Source organism: Microbacterium psychrotolerans (assembly GCF_031085295.1).
Classification (GTDB): Bacteria; Actinomycetota; Actinomycetes; order Actinomycetales; family Microbacteriaceae; genus Microbacterium; species Microbacterium psychrotolerans.
This window is the reverse complement of the sequence record NZ_JAVFWO010000006.1, coordinates 1-19,908: the sequence shown is the minus strand read 5'-3', so window position 1 is coordinate 19,908 and position 19,908 is coordinate 1. Positions and strand designations below refer to the sequence as shown.

Sequence of the window (19,908 nt, the reverse complement as noted above, 5' to 3'; positions counted from 1 at the left end):
CTGTCGGATGTCGCCGGCCCGCGGCATACTCGCGGCATGACAGACCGGAACACGACGGATGCAGCGGCCCGGCGATGGGTCGAATCGTACGAGAACGCGTGGAAGACGAACGCGCCCGACGACATCCGGGCCCTCTTCACCGACGATGCCGCGTATTTCACCCAACCCTGGGGTGAACCATGGGCGGGAGCCGACGCCATCGTCGCCGGCTGGCTCGAGGCCCGCGATGAGCCGGGCACGTACGAGTTCGAGTGGGACATCGCCGGCATCGACGGCGACCGCGTCTTCGTGGACGCGCGAACGGACTACGCCCCTAACGAACAGCTGCCCGAGGGGCGCGTCTACCGCAACCTGTGGGTGATCGACCTCGACGAGGACGGACGGGCCCGTGCCTTCACCGAGTGGTACATGAAGCAGCCTCGGGACTGACCCGGCGCGTATCGCGCACCCGGCGCGGATCACACGCCCTGGGCGATCACACGCCCTGGGCGAGTTCCTTCGCGCGCGCGAGCGCCGCGTCCGTCGCGCCGGCGAACACCTCATCGAGCTTCGCCTCCTGCAGCACGGCGATCGCGCGTTCCGTGGTGCCCTTCGGGCTCGTGACGCGTCGGCGGAGTTCCGCCGGGTCGTCGTCGGAGGCCTCGAGCAGCGCGGCGGCGCCGATGAAGGTCTGCTCCGCCAGCACACGCGCCTCCGCCTGCGAGAACCCCTTGCCCACGGCTGCCTTCGTGAACTCCTCCACGAGCAGGAAGAAGTAGGCCGGACCTGAGCCCGAGATGGTAGACAGTGCGTCGATCTGCGCTTCGGGCACCTCGACGACGGTCCCGACCGTCTCGAAGAGCCGCCGAACCGTGGCGACGGCATCCTCACCCGCCTTCGAGCCCGCCGCGAGGCCGGTGACGCCGCGCCCCACGAGGGCGGGCGTGTTCGGCATCGAGCGCAGGACCGCGACGCCGTCGCCGAGGAGCTCCTCGAACGTCGCGATCGTGACCCCCGCGGCCAGGCTCACGACGATGGCCTCGGGCCGAAGCGACGGGGCGATCTCCCGCAGCAGATCGGGGACCATCGCGGGCTTCACCCCCACGAGCACCACGTCGGCGGCGGCTGCGGCGTCTGTGTTCCCGGCCGGGTCCTCCTCCAGCGCGACACTGCTGACGCCGTCGAGACCGTCGAGCTCGACGGCCTTCGCGCGCGAACGGTTCGTGGTCGTCACTCCCCCGCCCGCGAGGCCGGAGCGCGAGAGGCCGCGCGCGATCGCACCGCCCATCGAGCCGGCGCCGAGGATCGCGATCGGAGGAAGGGCGGTGACGTCAGCAGGCATGGCGTCATCCTACGAGCGCTGAGCACAGCGATTCTCGAAATAACTATTGACTTATATAAGTTACCGCGCAAATATATGACCGTGCACGCGCTCGACATCCTCGGCGATCCGGTTCGCCGCCGCATCCTCGAACTCCTGGCGGAGGGCGAGCTCAGCGCCGGCGAGATCGGCGAGGAGGTGCAGCGCGAGTTCGGCATCTCGCAGCCCGCGGTCTCGCAGCACCTGCGGGTGCTGCGAGAGTCGGGGTTCGCGACTGTGCGTCCCGACGGCGTGCGGCGGCTGTATGCCATCGCTCCCGAGCCCCTCGAGGACGCGGCCGCGTGGTTCGACCCGTTCCGGCGCTTCTGGCAGCCCCACCTCGACGCTCTGGGCACCGAGCTCGCTCGAGGACGCCGCCAGCGCCGGCTCGCGGCCGAGCAGGAACCCGATGCCGCACCTGACGAATCCGACACGACCGACCCCCAGGAGGAATGACATGGTCGACGTACAGAACCAGCTCGACGCGGTGACCCGCGAGATCGCGAGCGAAGAGATCGACGGCTACCCGGCGCGCGTCCAGACGCTCGCGCAGACATATCCGTCCCCCATCGACGACGTGTGGGACGCCGTCACCCGTGCGACTCGGATCGCGCGGTGGTTCCAGCCGATCACCGGCGATCTCCGGCTCGGCGGCCGGTATCAGATCGAGGGCAACGCCGGCGGCGAGATCCAGGAGTGTGCGCCTCCCACGGACGGCGCGGCCCGATTCAAGGCGACCTGGGAGTACGGCGGCGGCGTGACCTGGCTCACCGTGAGACTGACCTCTGAGGGCGACACCGCGACACGGTTCGAACTCGAGCACGTCGCCCGCGTCGACGATGTGCCCGCGGAATTCTGGGATGTCTACGGCCCGGGTGCGACGGGGGTCGGCTGGGACGGCGGCCTGCTGGGCCTCGGCCTCCACCTGACCGGAGGCGACGGACCCTCGCCCGGCGAGGCGGAGGCGTGGGCGTTCACCGACGAGGGCAGGGCGTTCTACCGCGGCGCCGCGGATGCCTGGGGCACTGCCCACGCCGCGGACGGCGCGGACCCCGCGATCGCCGCACGGGCCGCCGACAACACGTACGCGTTTTACACCGGCGAGCCGACCACGGCTCCCGCCGAGGACTGAGCGCCGAGCGTTCCGCATGCGCCGGGGGCGGACGGATGCCGCCCCCGGCATCCGCGACGTGAGAGTCCGTTCATAGCGTCTCTGGCCGGTCTATCCTCGGAAGTGCGGGGACGCAGGGGCCCCCGCACGACGTGGGAGGCTTCCGACATGACGCTCTTCGACGGCATCACCGCGCGCAGCGTGGAGACGCCCGGACTCACCGTCAACGTGCTGGAGCGCGAGGGCGACGACTCCGCCACACCGCCGGAGCGGACCGTGGTGCTGATCCACGGCAACGTCTCGTCGGCCCTCTTCTGGCAGGAGCTGATGCTCGATCTTCCGACCGACCTGCGGGTGATCGCGATCGACCTGCGCGGGTTCGGCGGCACCGAGCACGCGCCGATCGACGCGACCCGCGGCGTGCGGGACTTCAGCGACGACGTGCATGCCACGCTCGAGGCGCTCGACATCCCGACCGCCCACCTGGTCGGCTGGTCGATGGGCGGCGGCGTCATCATGCAGTACGCGCTCGACCACCCTGTCCTGAGCCTCACCCTGCAGGCTCCGGTGTCGCCGTACGGCTTCGGCGGGACGCGGCGCGACGGCTCCCGACTCACCGACGACGACGCCGGGTGCGGCGGCGGCGGCGCGAACCCGGACTTCGTGCAGCGCCTGATCGACCACGACACCACGGCGGACGCGCCGACCTCGCCACGCAGCGTGTTCCGCTCCGGCTATGTCGCTGCGGGGTACGAGACCGCGCACGAGGACGTGTGGGTCGAGTCGATGCTCACCACCTCGACCGCCACCGGCAACTACCCGGGCGACGCCGTCACGAGCGACAACTGGCCCGGCTTCGGCGCGGGCGGGCTCGGAGTCCTCAACACGATGACACCGGCCTACTTCGATGTGTCGGGCATCGTCGATCTCGCCGCCAAGCCGCCGATCCTCTGGATCCACGGCACCGCGGACGCGATCGTCTCGGACGCCTCGTTCTACGACTTCAACAACCTCGGCAAGCTCGGGATCGTGCCCGGCTGGCCGGGCGACGATGTCGCGCCGCCGCAGGAGATGGTGTCGCAGACGCGCGACGTGCTCGACCGCTATGCCGCCGCCGGCGGCGAGGTCACCGAGCTGAGCCTCGAAGGCACCGGGCACTCCCCGCACCTGGAGCGGCCGGCCGAGTTCCGCCAGGCACTGCTCGAGGTCATCGGATACGTCGGTCACCGTCACGATCCCGCGCCCCCGACCGAGGCGATCATCCTCCGCTCCTCCGACTGACACCGCCGGACGCGCGTCCGGCGCGCAAGCGGTGGGCTCGGCATCCGTAGACTCGTCGGCATGAGTGCTTCCGGTGGCGGCAAGGCGATCCTCGCGGCGTTCTTGGCGAACATGGGCATCGCCGTGGCGAAGTTCATCGCATGGTTCCTTTCGGGCTCGGCCTCGATGCTCGCCGAGGCGATCCACTCGGTCGCCGACTCGGGCAACCAGCTGCTGCTGATGCTCGGCGGGCGCAAGGCCAAGAAGATGGCCGACAGTGATCACCCCTTCGGCTACGGACGCGAGCGATACGTCTACGCGTTCGTCGTGTCGATCATCCTGTTCTCGGTCGGCGGCCTGTTCGCCATCTACGAGGGGGTCGAGAAGCTCACCCACCCGCACGGGCTCGACGAGAAGTGGTGGTGGCTGCCCATCGTCGTGCTGGTCGTCGCCATCGCCCTCGAGTCGTTCTCGCTGCGCACGGCCGTCCGCGAGAGCAACCACGTGCGCGGCCGGGGCCAGTCGTGGGTGTCGTTCGTCCGGCACGCGAAGGCGCCGGAGCTTCCGGTCGTCCTGCTCGAAGACGTCGGCGCACTCATCGGGCTGGTGTTCGCGCTCTTCGGGGTCGGCCTCACCGTGATCACCGGTAACCCGGTCTTCGATGCCCTCGGCACGCTCATGATCGGCACGCTGCTCATCGTCATCGCGATCGTCCTCGGCATCGAGACGAAGAGCCTCCTCGTCGGCGAGGGCGCCACGGAGGCCGATCACCAGCGCATCGTCGCCGCCATCACCGCCGGAGCCGAGGTCGAGAAGCTCATCCACATCAAGACGCTCTACCTCGGCCCCGACGAGCTCCTCGTCGCCGCGAAGCTCGGCTTCGCCGCAGACGCGCCGCTCGCGCTCGTGGCGGCCGACATCGACCGCGTCGAGGCGCGCGTGCGTGCGGCCGTGCCCGCGGCGCGGGTGATCTACGTGGAGCCCGACATCTACCGCCCCGGCGAAGATCCCGCGCCCCCGACATCCGAGTTCGTCATCAAGTCGACCGACTGAGTCTCCGCCGCTCCTTCAGCCTCAGCCGCCGGAGGCCGCTGGGCTCCGTCGACGTGACCAGCGAACTCGAGACAGACACGGGGAACGATCATCGAATACTGCATCTTCACCGAGCCCCACCTCGGTGCCACCTACGACGACGAGCTCGCCTACGCCCAGACGGCGGAGCGTCTCGGCTTCACGGGATACTTCCGGTCGGACCATTACCTGAGCGGGATGGGTGACGGTCTCCCCGGACCGACCGACGCCTGGACGACGCTGGCGGGGCTGGCCCGCGAGACCTCCCGGATCCGCATCGGCACCCTCGTCTCCCCCGTCACGTTCCGTCACCCCGGCTCGCTGGCGATCCAGGTCGCCCAGGTCGACGCGATGTCAGGCGGACGCGTCGAGCTGGGGCTCGGAGCCGGGTGGTTCGAGCGCGAGCACCGTGCCTATGGCATCCCGTTCCCGGCCAAGCGGTTCGATCTCCTCGAAGAGCAGCTCGAGATCGTGACCGGCCTGTGGGCCACGCGCGACGGCGACACCTACAGCTTCAGCGGGACGAACTACCAGCTGGTCGAGGCGCCCGGCCTGCCGAAACCGCTGCAGCAGCCGGTCCCCGTGATCATCGGCGGCGGCGGTCCCCGGCGCACCCCTGACCTCGTCGCCCGATTCGCCCGCGAGTACAACATCGGCTTCCCGGAAGACCACCAGATCCCGGAGCGCATCGACAACCTGCGCGCCGCCTGCGACCGCATCGGCCGCGACCCGGCGACGGTGCGCCTCTCGATCGCGATGTCCACGGTGGCCGGCCGCGACGATGCCGAGGTTGCCCGCCGCGCCGGGCGGATCGGAAAGACGGTCGCCGACGTGCGGGACGGCACGAACATCGTGGGCGACGCCGCCGAGATCGGCGAGCGCATCGCGCTCTACCGGTCGTTCGGCATCGAACGCGTGTACTTCCAGCTGCTGGATCTGCAGGACGTCTCGCACGTCGAGTACCTCGGCGAGGTCCTGCCGCAGCTCCCCCGCTGAGCACCTCCCCTGAGGGAGGGAGGACGCGTCAGCGGCGCGCGTCGAAGAAAGCGCGCAGGAGAGCGGATGCCGCATCCGCGCGCACCCCGGCGACGACCTCCGCGCGATACGGCAGACGCCGGTCGCGGACGACGTCGTACACCGAGCCCGCGGCGCCGGCCTTCTCGTCCCACGCACCGAACACCAGTCGCGAGACGCGTGACTGCAGCACGGCGCCCGCGCACATCACGCAGGGCTCCAGGGTGACCACGAGCGTGCAGCCTTCGAGGTTCCACGAGCCGCGTGCCGCGGCCGCAGCCCGCAGCGCCACCACCTCGGCATGCGCGGTGGGATCGTGCTCGAGCTCGCGGAGGTTGCGACCCTCGGCGATCACCGCGCCCTGAGCATCCATCACGACCGCCCCCACGGGCACATCGCCCGTCTCGCCCGCCGCGGCGGCGAGCGCGAGCGCACGATCCATCGCGGCGAGGTCGGCGGGGGCGGGCTGCACAGCACGAGCGTAGCCGCCCGCTGCGAACCCGTCCCGGGTTCGAGGGCGGCGACGGACTAACCTGTCTCTATGCGCCTGCACGTCGCCGACCACCCGCTCATCACCCACAAGCTCACGGTGCTGCGCGACCAGCGCACCTCGTCCCCCGTGTTCCGCCAGCTCACCGAGGAGCTCGTCACCCTCCTCGCGTACGAGGCGACGCGGAACGTGCGCGTGGCGCCCATCGAGATCCAGACGCCCGTCACCACGACGACCGGCGTCCGCATCGACGACCCGCGACCCCTCGTCGTGCCCATCCTGCGCGCCGGCCTCGGCATGCTCGAGGGCATGGTGAAGCTCATCCCGACCGCCGAGGTGGGCTTCCTCGGAATGGTCCGCGACCACGAGACGCTCGAGCCGTCGACCTACGCCGAGCGACTGCCCGACGACCTGAGCGACCGCCAGTGCTTCGTGCTCGACCCGATGCTCGCGACCGGCGGCTCGCTCGGCGCCGCGATCGAGTTCCTGTTCCAGCGCGGCGCGCAGGACGTGACGGCGATCTGCATCCTCGGGGCTCCTGAGGGCGTCGCCGCCATCGAGAAGCAGGTCGAGGGCCGCGACGTCACCCTCGTGCTGGGCGCGCTCGACGAGCGGCTCAACGAGAAGGGCTACATCGTGCCCGGCCTCGGCGACGCCGGCGATCGGCTGTACGGCACGGTCTGAGCCGCGAGTCCGTCGCATCAGACGATCGGGAAGCCGGCGGGGGTCGCCGGCCGCGGCGCTCGTCGCGCCCCGCCCACCACGGCCACCGGAGTGAACGGGCGCGCCGCACATGGAGACGGCGCGACATCCGCCCCTCGCCGAACGGATGTCGCGCCTGCACGCCTTCTGGCGCCTGGCAAGGCTACGTGGGGTCGGATTCAGACCCCAAAGGGGTTGACATGCCGCGTGCGGCGGACTACTCGCGCCCGAGACCACCGACGACCCCGAATCGGGTGTCAGTCCCCCAGCGGCGGATCCTGCGGATTGCGGCGACCGGTCTCGCGCTCCCAGAACTCGAGCTGCTGGGTCAGGGCCTTCGCCAGTTCGAACACCTGGTCCGGTGGGATGCGGATGCGGCTCACCACGCGCGCCGGCACGACGGTGTGACGCTGGCCGGTCTCGGCGTCCACCTGCTCGCGCGGGGGCTGCGCGAGGGTGAGGAAGTCCATCACGAACACCGTCGGCGTGTGCCAGACGTTCGCGAAGTCGGCGTACGCGCCACCGATGAGCTCGGGCGGGAGGTCGATTTCGAACTGCTGCGATGCGTCGTCGGCCATGCGGGCTCCTGTTCGGGCGGCGTCTCGCGCGGTGGCCCGCGTGAGAGGCTCGGGCTGTCGTGTGCGACGTGTGCGCGAGTCTACGCGGCGCTCAGCCGCGACCGACCAGCCGGGCGAACCCGCTGAGCCTCGCCACTCCCTCCGGGGTGTACGGCAGGTCGTCCAGGAGCCCCGGCGAGTACACCAGGAACGCGGTGTGCATCGCCCGCGAGATCGCGACGTTCAGGCGGTTGCGCAGCAGCAGGAACTCGAGTCCGCGTGGCGCGTCGCGCCCGCTCGACGCCGCGAGCGAGACGATGGCGACAGCCGCCTCCTTGCCCTGGAACTTGTCCACCGTGCCGACGGGCACATCGGGGAATCCCGCCGCCGCGAGGGCCGCCTCCACCGCCACCTGCTGGGCGTTGTAGGGCGTGACGACGATGAGATCGGCCTGTTCCAGCGGTCGGGGCGGCAACGCGGTCGATGCGCCATCGCTGTCGTCCGTCGCGGCATCGGTCCATTCGCGCCCGATCAGGTCGGTCACCAGGCGGGCGACCTCTGCGGCCTCTTCGAGGGACTGCGTCGCGTTGCCGTGATGGCGCAGCGCGATGGGTACGAGCCCGGGACGGATGCCGTCGATGCGACGCAGCGCCGTCGACGGGTGTGCGGCGAGCTCGCCGCGGTACGACAGGGTCGAGACGGGTGCGGCGACCTCGGGGCGCATGCGCCGGGTCTGCGCGAGGAAGTAGCCGTACTCGGTCGGGATGACGTCGGCGCCGTCCATGACCCACCCGAGCGCCGACGTGTCGACGGGCGCGGGGTGGGTGCCCTGACTCACCTGCGGCAGCTGCTGCGGGTCGCCCAGCAGTAGCAGGCGCGGCGCCGCGAGCGACACGGCGATCGTCGAGGCGAGCGAGAACTGCCCCGCCTCATCGACGACGAGCAGGTCGAGGCTGCCGCGCGGAACCCGGCCCTCGTGACTGAAGTCCCACGCGGTGCCGCCGATGACGAACCCGGATGCCTCGTGCTCGGCCGTGAACGCGGCGACGCCGTTCTTGGGCAGCACCGTGAAGCCATGCGCGGCGGCCGGGTCCTTGGGGGCCTTGCCCACTTGCGCCGCGGGCACGCCGGCGGCGATTACGCGCTCGAGCAGGTGCTCGATCGTCGCGTGCCCCTGTGCGACGACGCCGACCTTGTAGCCGTGGTCGCGCACGAGCCGTGCGATCACGTGGGAGCCGACGTAGGTCTTGCCGGTGCCCGGAGGGCCCTGCACGGCGAGGTAGCTGCGGTCGAGCGCGCGTACCGACCGGGCGATCGCGTCGACGGCGTCCTCGCCCGCGACAGGGAGCGGGCTCCCCTCCGGTCGCGGTGCGCTTGCGGCCCCAGCACCGGCACCGGCATCCGCACCGGGACCGGCGCCGAGCACCGGCTGCAGCGTGCGCGGCGGCCGGCGGCACAGGATGTCGGTCGCGGGGTCGGCCGGAAGCTCCGGCGCGGCGTCGATGACGGCATCCGCCCACGCGTCGATGGCGGCCTGCTGGTTGCCTGCCGCGGGCGGCGCCTGCGGTGTGAGCGCGAGAGGCAGCTCGTCCCAGGTCACGCCGTCGACCGCCGCCTCTTCGATCACGGCACCGTCGTCGAGGACCTCGAGCACGTTGACCGAACGGTAGGAGTGGATCCACCGCGGCGAGGCGTCGAACGGGTACGGCGCAGGCAGCTCGTAGAGGGCGAACGGGTTCGACCCCTCGCTGAGGCGGGTGCCGGGCGCGAGGTCGCCGCGCAGCTCCACGACGCGCCGCTCGCCGCCTCTGCCGCTCTCGAGGAAGTGCCAGTCCTCGCGCACGCTGCTGCGCGCGGGGTCGATCGCCACCACGTCGCGGGTCTCGTCCCACAGCGACACCGGCTCGCGCAGACGCAGGAAGTGCGTCGCCCAGAACGACTTCGCCTCGCGCGGGTAGTAGTCGATCGCGGCCGCGGCCAGGCGCAGGGTGCGGCCGGCGACCGAGTCCTCGGGATGCTCCCGTGCGAGCGCGTCGAGCACGGTCGCCCGAGCCGACGGCTCGTACGCGCGCTCGTCGGGCTCGGGGTTGGGCGACGGCACGAGGGCGGCCTCGCGCGCGCGGTCGACGAGCCAGTCCCGCAGGCGCCGGGTCGACACGCAGTCGTAGCGGTTGTAGTCGGCGAGGTCGTCGAAGACCAGGGCGGCTTCGGCCGCGGCGCCGTCCACCTGCAATGCACGGGCCTCGACGTAGCGGACGATCGAGTCGTCGCCCTTCTGCACGTCGCTCGTGCGCACCTCGTCGCCCATGTAGAGCGGCTCGAGCTTCTTGATCGAGTACGACCGCGATCCGACGCGAAGCGCACGGCGCACGATCGGATACAGGTCGACGAAGACGCCGTCGCGCAGCAGTCGATCGACATCCGCCTCGCGCACCCCGTGACGTGCCGCCATGGCCAGCAGGTGCGTCGGCTCGTACGGCGCGTAGTGGTAGATGTGCATGCCCGGGAACTGCTGCCGCCGCAGGTTCACGATGTCGAGGAACGTCTCGAGCGCGCGCTTCTCGTCGGCGAAGGAGTGCGCCCACAGCGCGGTGTACTGCTCCCGCGTGTCGACCCAGCCGAACAGGTAGTCGATGCCCCACTGCGTGGGCTCCCCCGGCACCGGCGGCTCGGTGTGCAGCGGGTCGCCCTCGAAGTCGAAGAAGAGGTCGCCGTGGTCGGGGCGCGGCAGCGCGCCCAGCGCCTGCGGCGCCACCACCTCGAACACCGGGATCGGCGGCGCCTCGACCGCAAGCCTCGCCGCTCGCACGCCGGGCTCTTCGAGGAGAGCCGCGACCGTGACCTGCGCCACCGCATCGTGGACGGCGACACCGTGCGCGGTCACCGCCGCTTCGACGGTCGTGGCTTCGACCACCGTCACGTCGCGTCGCGGACCGCGGGCCTTCGGTGCCACGAGCGGCGGCGTGCCCGCCGGGCTCTCCAGCTGCAGGCGCGCCTGCGTGCGCAGCGACACGAAGACGTCGGGATTCATCCCGGTCGGCCCCGCCGGCGCCCCGGCGAGCTGCTCGATCGTGTCGATGCCGGCGGCGCGCAGCCGTTCGCGCTGCACCGGCCGCATGCCGGCGACGAGGAGCAGGTCACGGGATGCCACGACCTCGGCGTCGCACGTGGCGCAGCGACCGCACGCGACGACGCCGAGCTCGCCGCGCGGGTCTCCCCAGGCGATCGGCTCCCCCGCCACCCCGAGCTCGAGGCGCCGGTCGGCGATCAGCGCTGCCAGCCGCTCGCGGCGCAGTGCGAAGACGGGCAGGAGGTCGTCGACCTCGTGCTCGCTGACGCTGCCGTCGCCGAGCAGCAGCTGAACGCGGTCCGACCGGGGCACGCCGAGGCGGTCGAGCTGGTCGACGTAGGCCGCGAGCTGCATGAGGGCCGTGACGCGGGCGTGCCGCGCGAGCTTGGTGTCCTGCACGATCCAGGGCCGGCCGGAACCGCTGCCGGAGGCGTCGTCGCGCACCAGGAAGTCCGCGAACCCCACGAACGAGTCGGTGGCGAACGCGGCCTGGTAGATGACCTCCGCATCGGAGGCGAGTGCCGCGTTCGTGCGGGCGACCGCATCGGCCAGGGCCACGGCATCCGACGACCTCGCCTCGGGGATCACGGCGACCCGGTCACCGTACTTCGCGACGTACTCATCGAGCACCCGGCGCTCGTGCACGGTGCCGAGACGCCCTGCGCGCTCGAGGGTGAGGTCTTCGGGCTCTTCGACCGCTGCGACGCGTCCGAGCCGCGCGTCGATCGCGCGCAGCCAGGCGAACTCGCACTCGGCCGCTGCCTTGAGATCACTCGCGCTCCAGACGATCCGGCCTTCGTCCTCGATGTATCGCATGCCCCGCCCTTCTCACACGACCCTAGCCGCGGCATCCGACACATCTCCGCGCTGTGCGCCCTCCGCCGACTCGCGCGGAACGAACCCAACGACGGAGCACAACCCCGCGGGAATGCCAGAGGCACCTGCAAGACTGGAGGCATGAGCCTGCCCTTCGAGAGCGCTTATCGACACGGGTTCGCCCGCGTCGCGGCCTGCACGATCCCGGTCTCGATCGCCGACCCCGCGGCCAACGCCGAGGCGGTCCTCGCGACGGCGCGGGAGTGCGACGCGGAGGCCGTCGCGGTCGCGGTCTTCCCGGAGCTGTGCCTCACCGGCTACGCCATCGACGACCTGGTCATGCAGGACCCGGTGATCGACGCCGTCGTCGCCGCGATCGAGCGGCTGGTCGCGGCATCCGCGGATCTCCTGCCCGTGCTCGTGGTGGGTGCGCCGCTGCGCCACCGCAACCGCCTTTACAACTGCGCCGTCGTGATCCACCGCGGCGAGCTGCTGGGTGTCGCGCCGAAGTCGTACCTGCCCACTTACCGGGAGTTCTACGAGCGGCGCTGGTACGCGCCGGGCGACGACCAGGGCGATCAGGACATCCGCGTCGGCGCGCTCGAGGCGCCGTTCGGCCCCGACCTGCTGTTCGAGGCGCTCGACGTGCCCGGGCTCATCGTGCACGCCGAGGTGTGCGAGGACGTCTGGGTGCCGATCCCGCCGTCGTCGAGCGCCGCGCTCGCGGGGGCGACAGTGCTGCTCAACCTCAGCGGCAGCCCCATCACCATCGCGCGCGCCGAGGACCGCAAGGATCTCGTGCAGTCCCAGTCGCTGCGCTGCCTCGCCGCCTACGCGTACGCGGCCGCCGGCAGCGGGGAGTCGACCAACGACGTCTCGTGGGACGGCCAGACGATGATCTACGAGGGCGGCAACCTGCTCGTCGAGACCGAGCGCTTCCCCGACGGCCCGCGCCGCTCGGTGGCCGACGTCGACCTCGACCGGCTGCGCCAGGACCGCCTGCGCCAGGGCACGTTCGACGACAACCGCCGGGCCACCCAGGCGGATGCCGCCTTCCGCACCGTGCACTTCGAGCTCGACCCGCCGCAGACCGACGTCGGTCTGCGGCGCACCCTCGACCGGTTCCCGTTCGTGCCCGACGATCCCGCGCGCCTCGCGCAGGACTGCTACGAGGCGTTCAACATCCAGGTCTCGGGCCTCGTCCAGCGCATGCGTGCCATCGGCGGGCCGAAGCCCGTGATCGGCGTCAGCGGGGGACTCGACTCGACGCACGCCCTGCTGGTGGTGGCGCGCGCCATGGACCTCATGGGCCGCCCGCGCAGCGACATCCTCGCGTACACGATGCCGGGGTTCGCGACGAGCGAGCACACCAAGTCGAATGCCATCGCACTCGCCGAGTCGGTCGGGGTGTCGATCGAGACGATCGACATCCGCCCGCTGGCGATCGAGATGCTCGAACGTCTGGACCATCCGTTCGCCGACGGCGAGCCGGTGCACGACATCACGTTCGAGAACGTCCAGGCGGGCCTGCGCACCGACTACCTCTTCCGCCTGGCGAACCACCACGGCGGCATGGTCATCGGCACCTCCGACCTGTCGGAGCTCTCGCTCGGCTGGGCGACCTACGGCGTCGGCGACCACATGAGCCACTATGCGGTGAACACCGGCGTGCCGAAGACGCTGATCCAGCACATAATCCGCTGGGTGATCTCGCACCGCGGTGACGAGGGCGGCTCCACGGAGCTCAGCGACAGCGCCCGCGCGGTGCTGCAGTCCGTGCTCGACACCGAGATCTCGCCCGAGCTCGTTCCCGCCGGCCAGGACGGCAAGATGCAGTCGACGGAGGACCGTATCGGCCCCTACGCCCTGCACGACTTCACGCTGTACCACGTCCTGCGGTTCGGCTTCCGGCCGTCGAAGATCGCCTACCTCGCCGCGCATGCGTGGGGCGACAAGGACGCCGGCGCCTGGCCTCCCGGCTTCCCCGACGAAGACCGCTACGCGTACGACCTGCCCACGGTCGTGAAGTGGCTGCAGGTGTTCCTCCAGCGCTACTTCGCGTTCGCGCAGTTCAAGCGCTCGGCGATCCCCAACGGCCCGAAGGTGTCGCCGGCAGGCTCGCTGTCGCCCCGCGGCGACTGGCGCGCGCCGTCGGACGGCAACGCCCGCGTGTGGCTCGCCGAGCTCAAGGCGGCCCTCCCCGAGCTCGTCGAGGACTGACCGGGCGGCCCCCACGGACCTGCGCCGGTGCCGGCCACCGCTCGCGGCGGCGCGCCGCGCGGAGCATCCGGCGCCGTGTGCCCGTCGCGACCGGGTCCGCGTCGTGCGCTCAGGCGGGCGGCTGCGCGTAGGCGAGCGTGATGATCCAGCTGTCGCGCGAGAGATCCGCGAGCCGGTAGAACACGTTCCGGTCGGGGATCCAGCCCTTCGTCAGCGGGCTGTCGAGCCGCACGTGATCGGCGGCGACGCGCGCGCCGCGGCCGTCGGCGTCGCGGACGGCCTGCACGCGTGTCCAGTGCGCGATGAGCTTGGAGAGGTCGTTCTCGTCGAGCAGGTGGGAGTGCCGCTTCATGAGGTGCATCTCGGCGTCGTCGGGATGCGCGTCGCGCAGGTCCAGCCCGAGCGACACCTCGGGATCGGTGACAGCGACGACCGTGGCCGCGCGGAAGTTGACGTTGCGGATCTTCAGCGGCAGCTCTTTGCCACCGACCTCGGCGATCAGCTGGGTGTGGAACCCGAACGTGCGAGGCGCTTCGCGCTCGACGCGCACGTCCTTCGGCTCCACCCCGAGCTTGGCGGCGACGATCTCCTTCGCGAGGAGCCGCTTGCGGTCATGGTCGGGCAGCTTCGGATCCCAGCCGAGCCGCGCCGTGATCCCCGCCGGAGTCTCGAGAAGCACCGATTGCATGATCCACCCCATTCTCCGCGGACCGTCCGCACCTCCATCCTGTCCCCGCGCCGCACGACGAGGAAGATCGCCACGCACCCACCGGCGGTCTGCGTGCGAAATGACCCCGGTGGGCGTCAAGCCCCTGTCGACCGCGGTGGCCCGCGGAAAGGATGGGGCCATGGCCAGGCGTGCGGTGGTGGTCGACAGCGGTCCCGATGGGCTCTCCGCCGCACCCGTGCTCGGGCGCGCGGCGTGCGGTGTCGCCGGCGGTCCCGACGAGCTCTCCGCCGCCGAGCTCGGCACCGTGGCGCGCCGTCTCGCCGCCGAGCGCGGGAGGTCCGCGCCGTGAACGGCTTCGCCGCGGTCGACTTCGAGTTCGCGCGCCAGGTGCTGCAGCGGGGCGTGGCCGCGCTCTTCGTCGTCGGGTTCGCGTCGACGCTCAACCAGTTCCGTCCGCTGCTCGGCGAGCACGGGCTGCTGCCCGCGACCGAGCTCCTCGATTGGGCGCATTCGTCGAAGAGCGGGCGGCGGCTGCTGCGCCCGACGGTGTTCCGCTGGATGAGGTACACCGATCGGCGGCTCGTCGCGCTGTGCGTGGCGGGCATCGTCGTCGCGGCGGCGCTGGTGATCGGCATCCCGCAGCTCGGCCCGCCGTGGGTGCCGATGCTCTGCTTCCTCGTCCTCTGGTTCGGCTACATGTCGATCACGAGCATCGGCCAGACCTTCTACGGCTTCGGGTGGGAGATGCTGCTCCTCGAAGCAGGATTCCTCGCGGCGTTCCTGGGGTCGGATCGACAGCCCCCGCCGACCGTCGTGATCATCCTGTTCTGGTGGCTGGTGTTCCGGCTCGAGTTCGGCGCGGGCATGATCAAGATCCGCGGCGGCCGGGAGTGGCGCGACCTCACCGCGCTGATGTACCACCACGAGACCCAGCCGATGCCCGGGCCGCTGAGCCGCCAGGCGCACCTGCTCCCGGCGTGGTTCCATCGCGGCGAGGTGCTCGGCAACCACTTCTCACAGCTCGTCGTGCCGTGGTTCCTGTTCGCTCCGCTTCTCGGGCTGTTCGTCCCCGGTCCCGTCCCGGCGATCGTCGGCGCGGTGGCCGCAGCGATCGTGATCGCGACGCAGGCCTGGCTCGTCCTCACCGGCAACTTCGCCTGGCTCAACTGGATGACGATCGTGCTCGCCGTCTCGGCGATCGGGCTGCCGGGGATCGGCGCCGCGCACGCGCCTGCGGCATCCGATCCCCCATGGATCATCGACGGGATGCCGGTGTACTGGCTCGTCGTCACGTGCGCGGTCGGCGTGCTGTACGTCGTGCTCAGCTGGTGGCCACTGCAGAACCTGTTCGCCCGTCGGCAGCTCATGAACGCCTCGTTCAACCGCTGGCAGCTCGCCAACGCGTACGGCGCCTTCGGCACGGTGACGAAGCAGCGCATCGAGATCGTCGTCGAGGGGACGACCGACGAGGATCCGGATGCCGCGACCTGGCGCGAGTACGCCTTCAAGGGCAAGCCGGGTGACGTGCAGCGCATCCCCCGCCAGTTCGCCCCCTACCATCTGCGCCTGGACTGGCTGATGTGGTTCCTGCCGCTCGGACGCTCGCTCGAGGACTGGTTCACCGCCTTCCTGGTGCGGCTGCTGGAAGCGGATGCCGCGACCCTGCGCCTGCTCGGGCACGACCCGTTCGCGGGCGAGCGCCCGCGGTGGGTGCGGGCCGTGTCGTACCGCTACCGGTTCACGACACGCGAGGAGTTCCGCCGGACGCACGACCGGTGGGTCCGAGATCGGCGACGGCCGGTCATGGGACCGGTGTCTCTGCGCCGCTGAGGGCGTGGGCCCGCGCGCGGCCCTCGCCGCGCTCGGGGTCACGACGCGCCGCATCGCCCGCGACGTCACCGCGTGTTGCCACTGAAGCGACGGTCAGGGTACCGGGGAGTCGGTGGCCGACGACCGGGGGTCCACCCTGCGGCGCGCCGTCAGGTCGACGATCGACACGACGAACGCGAGTGCAAGGAAGAGCGCGACCGAAACCATCCCGAACGCGTACGCGTCGTGGTAGACGACCAGCTCGTCGTGTGCGCCGGTCTCGCGATAGATGGCCGCGTAGAACAGCGACAGGGCGACCGCGGTGCCCACGGCGGCGCCGATGCGCTGGCCGAGCTGGCCGACGGAGCCGGCGACGCCGCCCTGCTTGACCGGGATCTCGGCGAGTGTGAGGGTCTGGTTCGGAGCGATCACGAGGCCGCCTCCGGCGCCGCCCACGGTCATGATCGCGGCCATGATGTAGGGGGTCCACCCGGGTGGGGCGTACAGCGCCGTGAGCATGAGGCCGCCGACGCAGGCGAGCATGGCGACGAGCCCCCACACCACCACGACGCGGCCGTGGCTGCTCACCAGATTGCCGCCGACCCACGAGGTCACGGCGCTCGCGAGCGCGAAGCCGATGGAGACCATTCCCGCGTACACGGGTTCGAGCCCCAGCCCGATCTGCAGGAACAGGGTGGTCACGAGGAACATCGCCGGCGCCGCGGTGAAGTACGCCGTCTGCAGCAGCGTGCCGTTGCGATACGAGCCGATGCGGAACAGCTTGAGCGGGATGAGCGGGTTGCGGCCGCGCGCCGCGTAGTGACGCTCCCAGGCGATGAACGCCGAGACGAACAGGGCGAATGCGACCAGCAGCCACCAGCGCGCGGGGTTGTCGGTGGGTGCGCCCGTGGTGAAGAGGAACGGCCACATCAGCGAGACGACGCTCGCCCCGAACAGGAGCACGCCGACGGGATCGAGCTGCACGCGCCGCTGCGACCTCGTCCGCGTGTCGGGCAGCAGCCACAGTGCGAGCCCGATGGCAGCGAGGCAGAGCGGCACGTTCATCCAGAAGATGAGCCGCCAGCCGTCGGTCGGCCCGCCCAGCGCGATGAGCAGCCCGCCGAGCGTCGGGCCGAACGCCGTGGCGACGCCGATCGTCGCGCCGAACAGTCCGAAGGCCCGTGCGCGCTCCTTGCCCTGGAACAGCTCCTGCGCCATGCCCAGAACCTGGGGCATCTGGATGCCGGCGGCCACACCCTGCAGCAGGCGGCCCACGAGGAGGACGGTGGCGGTCGGCGCGAGGGCGCACATCACGCTCGTGACCGTGTACAGCGAGAGCCCCACGATGAACAGCGTGCGGCGCGAGCGCTGGTCGCCGAGGCGGCCCATCGGCACCAGCACCAGGCCGAACGTGAGCACGAACCCCGACACGATCAACTGCAGCTGCGTCGACGTGGCACCCAGCACCTCGCCGATCGACGGCAACGCTACGTTCACCTTCGTCATGTCGAGGATCGTGATCGCCGCCACCGAGACGCACACCCAGAACGCGCGCCAGCGGGCGGCGGGCGAGATCGGGATGACGGCGGTGGTGGCCGGCACGACGCGGGCCGTGCTCGTGGTGTTCGCGGTTCTCGACTCGGACTCAGGCATCGTGCCCAGGCTAGCCCGGCTTCCCGGCTCGGCGGGTGTGCCGGGCGCGGCATCCGTGTCCCGGCGGCTCAGGCGCGGCATCCGTGTCCCGACGGATCGGGCGCACCGGGCTCGACATCCGTGTCCCGATTCCGCTCGTCCGCAGCTGCCCCCGCAGCCATTTCTGGCACTCGCTCTCGGGAAAGCGGGACATGATGGGGGTGTGAGACTCCTCGTCGCCGCCCTCGCCTCCGAGCTCGTCGCCTTTCCCGACGACCTTCCCGGCTTCGACCGCCTCGTCACGGGCCCTGGCAAGCTCCAGGCCACCTACGCGCTGACGCGGGCACTCGACGCCACCGCCTACGACGAGGTCGTGGTCGTCGGCACCGCCGGTGCGATCGACGCGCGGCTCGACGCGGACGTCTACGAGATCAGCGCCGCCCTGCAGCACGACGTCACCGACATCGACGGCATCGTCGGCCAGCACGTGTCGCTGCCGCCGCGCGTCGAGCTCGAGGCGGAGGGAGTCACCATCGCCACGGGCGACCACTTCGTCGACGATGCCGAGGCGGTCGCGGTGATCCGGCCGCTCGGCGCCGGACTGGTCGACATGGAGACGTACGCGTACATCTGGGTCGCGCAGCGGTTCGGGGTGCCGATCCGCGTGCTCAAGGCGGTGTCGGATCGCGCACAGGACGGCGCCATCACCGACTGGCACGCCGCGGTCACCGCGTGCAGTCACCAGCTGCGGAACCGCATCCGCGCCGATTACGACGTCTGATCCCCCACCCCCTTGGGACCCGGCGACGCCGGGCGGTCAGACCCGGGCGACGTCGTCCTGCCGGATGACGCTCGGACCCTGGGGCGTCGCCACGACGGCGAGCTGTGCGGGCAGCTGCTCCTTCATCGCCCCGACGTGGCTGATGACCCCGACCATGCGGCCGCCCTGGCGCAGTTCGTCCAGGGTGCGCATGGCCAGGTCGAGGGTCTCCTCGTCGAGCGAGCCGAAGCCCTCGTCGACGAACAGCGTGTCGAGCCGCACCCCGCCGGCGCGGGCGGTGACCACCTCGGCGAGCCCGAGCGCCAGGGCGAGCGACGCGAGGAACGTCTCGCCGCCCGACAGCGACTGGGCGGGTCGCGCCTGACCGGTGAAGGCGTCCATGATCTCGAGGCCGAGCCCCGATGCGGCACCGCGCGCAGCGCGTGCGTCGGTGTGCTGCAGTCGATACCGCCCCGACGACATGTCGCCCAGCCGCAGATTCGCCGCCGCGACGATCTCTTCGAGCTCGGCGGCGAGGACGAAGGTCTCGAGGTCCATCTTCATCGTGTTGGGCGCCCGCCCCGCCACGGTGTCTGCGAGCCGGGCGATCGCGGCGGCGTCGGCGGCGCGAGCGGCCACACCGGCGTATGCGTCGTCGATCTGCAGCGCCAGGTCTCGCAGGCGTTCGACGACGGTGTGCGCGTCGCTCTCCGCGCGGAGCGCCGTGGTGCGCACGGCGTCGGCGGCATCGAGCGCGGCGCGCGACGCCGCGGTGTCGACGGGCACGGCCGGGGATCCGGCGAGCTCCAGCTCGAGCTCGAGCACCCGCGCGCGCGTCGCGGCGAGCTGCGTGTCGTACGACGAGATCCGTTCGGCCAGCGCGTCCGTGTCGGCAGGCTTCAGCAGGGCGGCGGTCGCTTCCGCCGCGTCGGCGAAATCGGATGCCGCGATCCGCCGGTCCGCATCGGCCCGCGCCTGGGTGGCCCGGGTCTCCGCCCGCTCGGCGTCGGCGCGCGCGTCGGCGGCGGCTCGTGCCGCGTCGCGGAGCGCGGTCACGTGCGCCACCCGCTCGGCGACGCTCGCGAACTCGCCGCGCGCGGCATCCACCGCCTGACGCGCGGCGTCGACCGTCGCGGTGAGCGCCGCGATGCGGGTGCGCGCGGCGACGAGAAGATCGACGAGGCCGGTGCGCGAGGTCTCGGCTTCGGCGTCGAGAGCCGCCAGCTCGGCGTGACGCGCGGCGAGCGCATCACGTCGCGCCACCGCGCGCTCGGCATCGGCGAGCTCCTCGGTCGCCGCGGCGAGCTGCGCACGCAGCACCTCGGCGGTCTGTCCTCCGGCGCGCGCCGCGGCCTCGGCATGCCGCTCCCGCGCCGCCTTCGCGGCG

The 19,908-nt window shown here is 71.5% G+C and carries 18 protein-coding genes; 11 read left to right on the top strand and 7 right to left on the bottom strand.

The genetic code is table 11. From position 1 onward, the window contains the following. The first annotated feature begins 36 nt into the window (after positions 1-36). On the top strand, positions 37-429 hold the full coding sequence (locus Q9R08_RS17685) for a nuclear transport factor 2 family protein (RefSeq protein ID WP_308869481.1): 393 nt from the start codon (positions 37-39) through the stop codon (positions 427-429). Between the two features lie 46 nt (positions 430-475). Here the strand turns inward: Q9R08_RS17685 and proC are convergent, their stop codons facing one another. Beyond that, positions 476-1,321 carry a pyrroline-5-carboxylate reductase gene (gene proC, locus Q9R08_RS17680; RefSeq protein WP_308869480.1) on the bottom strand — a complete coding sequence of 282 codons (846 nt, stop codon included), beginning with the start codon at positions 1,319-1,321 and terminating at the stop codon, positions 476-478. An 81-nt stretch (positions 1,322-1,402) separates the two neighbouring features. On the opposite strand from proC, the gene Q9R08_RS17675 reads away from it, so the two are divergent. From Q9R08_RS17675 to Q9R08_RS17655, 5 genes are all read left to right on the top strand, one after another. Beyond that, positions 1,403-1,795: an ArsR/SmtB family transcription factor gene (locus Q9R08_RS17675; RefSeq protein WP_308869705.1), complete on the top strand. Its 393-nt coding sequence runs from the start codon at positions 1,403-1,405 to the stop codon at positions 1,793-1,795. 1 nt (position 1,796) lies between these two features. Beyond that, entirely contained in the window at positions 1,797-2,471 is a 675-nt protein-coding gene (locus Q9R08_RS17670; RefSeq protein ID WP_308869479.1) for an SRPBCC domain-containing protein, read from the top strand. 147 nt (positions 2,472-2,618) lie between these two features. Then, positions 2,619-3,731, top strand: a complete 1,113-nt coding sequence (locus tag Q9R08_RS17665) for an alpha/beta fold hydrolase (protein WP_308869478.1) — start codon at positions 2,619-2,621, stop codon at positions 3,729-3,731. A gap of 60 nt (positions 3,732-3,791) precedes the next feature. Further along, the gene (locus Q9R08_RS17660; RefSeq protein WP_308869477.1) at positions 3,792-4,763 is read left to right on the top strand and encodes a cation diffusion facilitator family transporter; all 972 of its coding nucleotides are present in this window, start codon (positions 3,792-3,794) and stop codon (positions 4,761-4,763) included. A 90-nt stretch (positions 4,764-4,853) separates the two neighbouring features. After that, positions 4,854-5,777 carry an LLM class F420-dependent oxidoreductase gene (locus Q9R08_RS17655; RefSeq protein ID WP_308869704.1) on the top strand — a complete coding sequence of 308 codons (924 nt, stop codon included), beginning with the start codon at positions 4,854-4,856 and terminating at the stop codon, positions 5,775-5,777. Positions 5,778-5,805: 28 nt separating this feature from the next. Here Q9R08_RS17655 and Q9R08_RS17650 read toward each other — a convergent pair whose 3' ends face one another. Next, entirely contained in the window at positions 5,806-6,237 is a 432-nt protein-coding gene (locus Q9R08_RS17650) for a nucleoside deaminase (protein WP_308869703.1), read from the bottom strand. Between the two features lie 99 nt (positions 6,238-6,336). Here Q9R08_RS17650 and upp point away from each other — a divergent pair, with 99 nt between their 5' ends. Further along, positions 6,337-6,969, top strand: coding sequence for a uracil phosphoribosyltransferase (gene upp, locus Q9R08_RS17645; protein ID WP_308869476.1), 633 nt, complete (start codon positions 6,337-6,339; stop codon positions 6,967-6,969). A gap of 275 nt (positions 6,970-7,244) precedes the next feature. Here the strand turns inward: upp and Q9R08_RS17640 are convergent, their stop codons facing one another. After that, positions 7,245-7,565 carry a DUF3467 domain-containing protein gene (locus Q9R08_RS17640; RefSeq protein ID WP_308869475.1) on the bottom strand — a complete coding sequence of 107 codons (321 nt, stop codon included), beginning with the start codon at positions 7,563-7,565 and terminating at the stop codon, positions 7,245-7,247. Between the two features lie 91 nt (positions 7,566-7,656). After that, the gene (locus tag Q9R08_RS17635) at positions 7,657-11,430 is read right to left on the bottom strand and encodes an AAA domain-containing protein (protein WP_308869474.1); all 3,774 of its coding nucleotides are present in this window, start codon (positions 11,428-11,430) and stop codon (positions 7,657-7,659) included. Between the two features lie 141 nt (positions 11,431-11,571). Between Q9R08_RS17635 and Q9R08_RS17630 the strand changes: the two genes are divergently transcribed. Then, positions 11,572-13,650 carry an NAD(+) synthase gene (locus Q9R08_RS17630; RefSeq protein WP_308869473.1) on the top strand — a complete coding sequence of 693 codons (2,079 nt, stop codon included), beginning with the start codon at positions 11,572-11,574 and terminating at the stop codon, positions 13,648-13,650. A gap of 109 nt (positions 13,651-13,759) precedes the next feature. Here the strand turns inward: Q9R08_RS17630 and Q9R08_RS17625 are convergent, their stop codons facing one another. After that, positions 13,760-14,338, bottom strand: a complete 579-nt coding sequence (locus tag Q9R08_RS17625) for a hypothetical protein (protein ID WP_308869472.1) — start codon at positions 14,336-14,338, stop codon at positions 13,760-13,762. A gap of 160 nt (positions 14,339-14,498) precedes the next feature. Here Q9R08_RS17625 and Q9R08_RS17620 point away from each other — a divergent pair, with 160 nt between their 5' ends. Together Q9R08_RS17620 and Q9R08_RS17615 are read left to right on the top strand one after the other, a co-directional pair. Then, complete coding sequence (locus Q9R08_RS17620) at positions 14,499-14,669, top strand: hypothetical protein (protein ID WP_308869471.1); 171 nt, start codon at positions 14,499-14,501, stop codon at positions 14,667-14,669. Next, complete coding sequence (locus Q9R08_RS17615; protein WP_308869470.1) at positions 14,666-16,150, top strand: lipase maturation factor family protein; 1,485 nt, start codon at positions 14,666-14,668, stop codon at positions 16,148-16,150. The genes Q9R08_RS17620 and Q9R08_RS17615 overlap by 4 nt, the downstream gene beginning before the upstream one ends. 93 nt (positions 16,151-16,243) lie before the next feature. Here Q9R08_RS17615 and Q9R08_RS17610 read toward each other — a convergent pair whose 3' ends face one another. After that, complete coding sequence (locus tag Q9R08_RS17610) at positions 16,244-17,782, bottom strand: MFS transporter (RefSeq protein ID WP_308869469.1); 1,539 nt, start codon at positions 17,780-17,782, stop codon at positions 16,244-16,246. A gap of 202 nt (positions 17,783-17,984) precedes the next feature. Here Q9R08_RS17610 and Q9R08_RS17605 point away from each other — a divergent pair, with 202 nt between their 5' ends. Beyond that, positions 17,985-18,542 (top strand): phosphorylase family protein, encoded by a 558-nt coding sequence (locus tag Q9R08_RS17605; protein WP_308869468.1) that lies wholly within the window; start codon positions 17,985-17,987, stop codon positions 18,540-18,542. A gap of 36 nt (positions 18,543-18,578) precedes the next feature. On the opposite strand, the gene Q9R08_RS17600 is transcribed toward Q9R08_RS17605, so the two are convergent. Further along, on the bottom strand, positions 18,579-19,908 hold a 1,330-nt coding region (locus tag Q9R08_RS17600), incomplete at its 5' end, for an SbcC/MukB-like Walker B domain-containing protein (protein ID WP_308869467.1).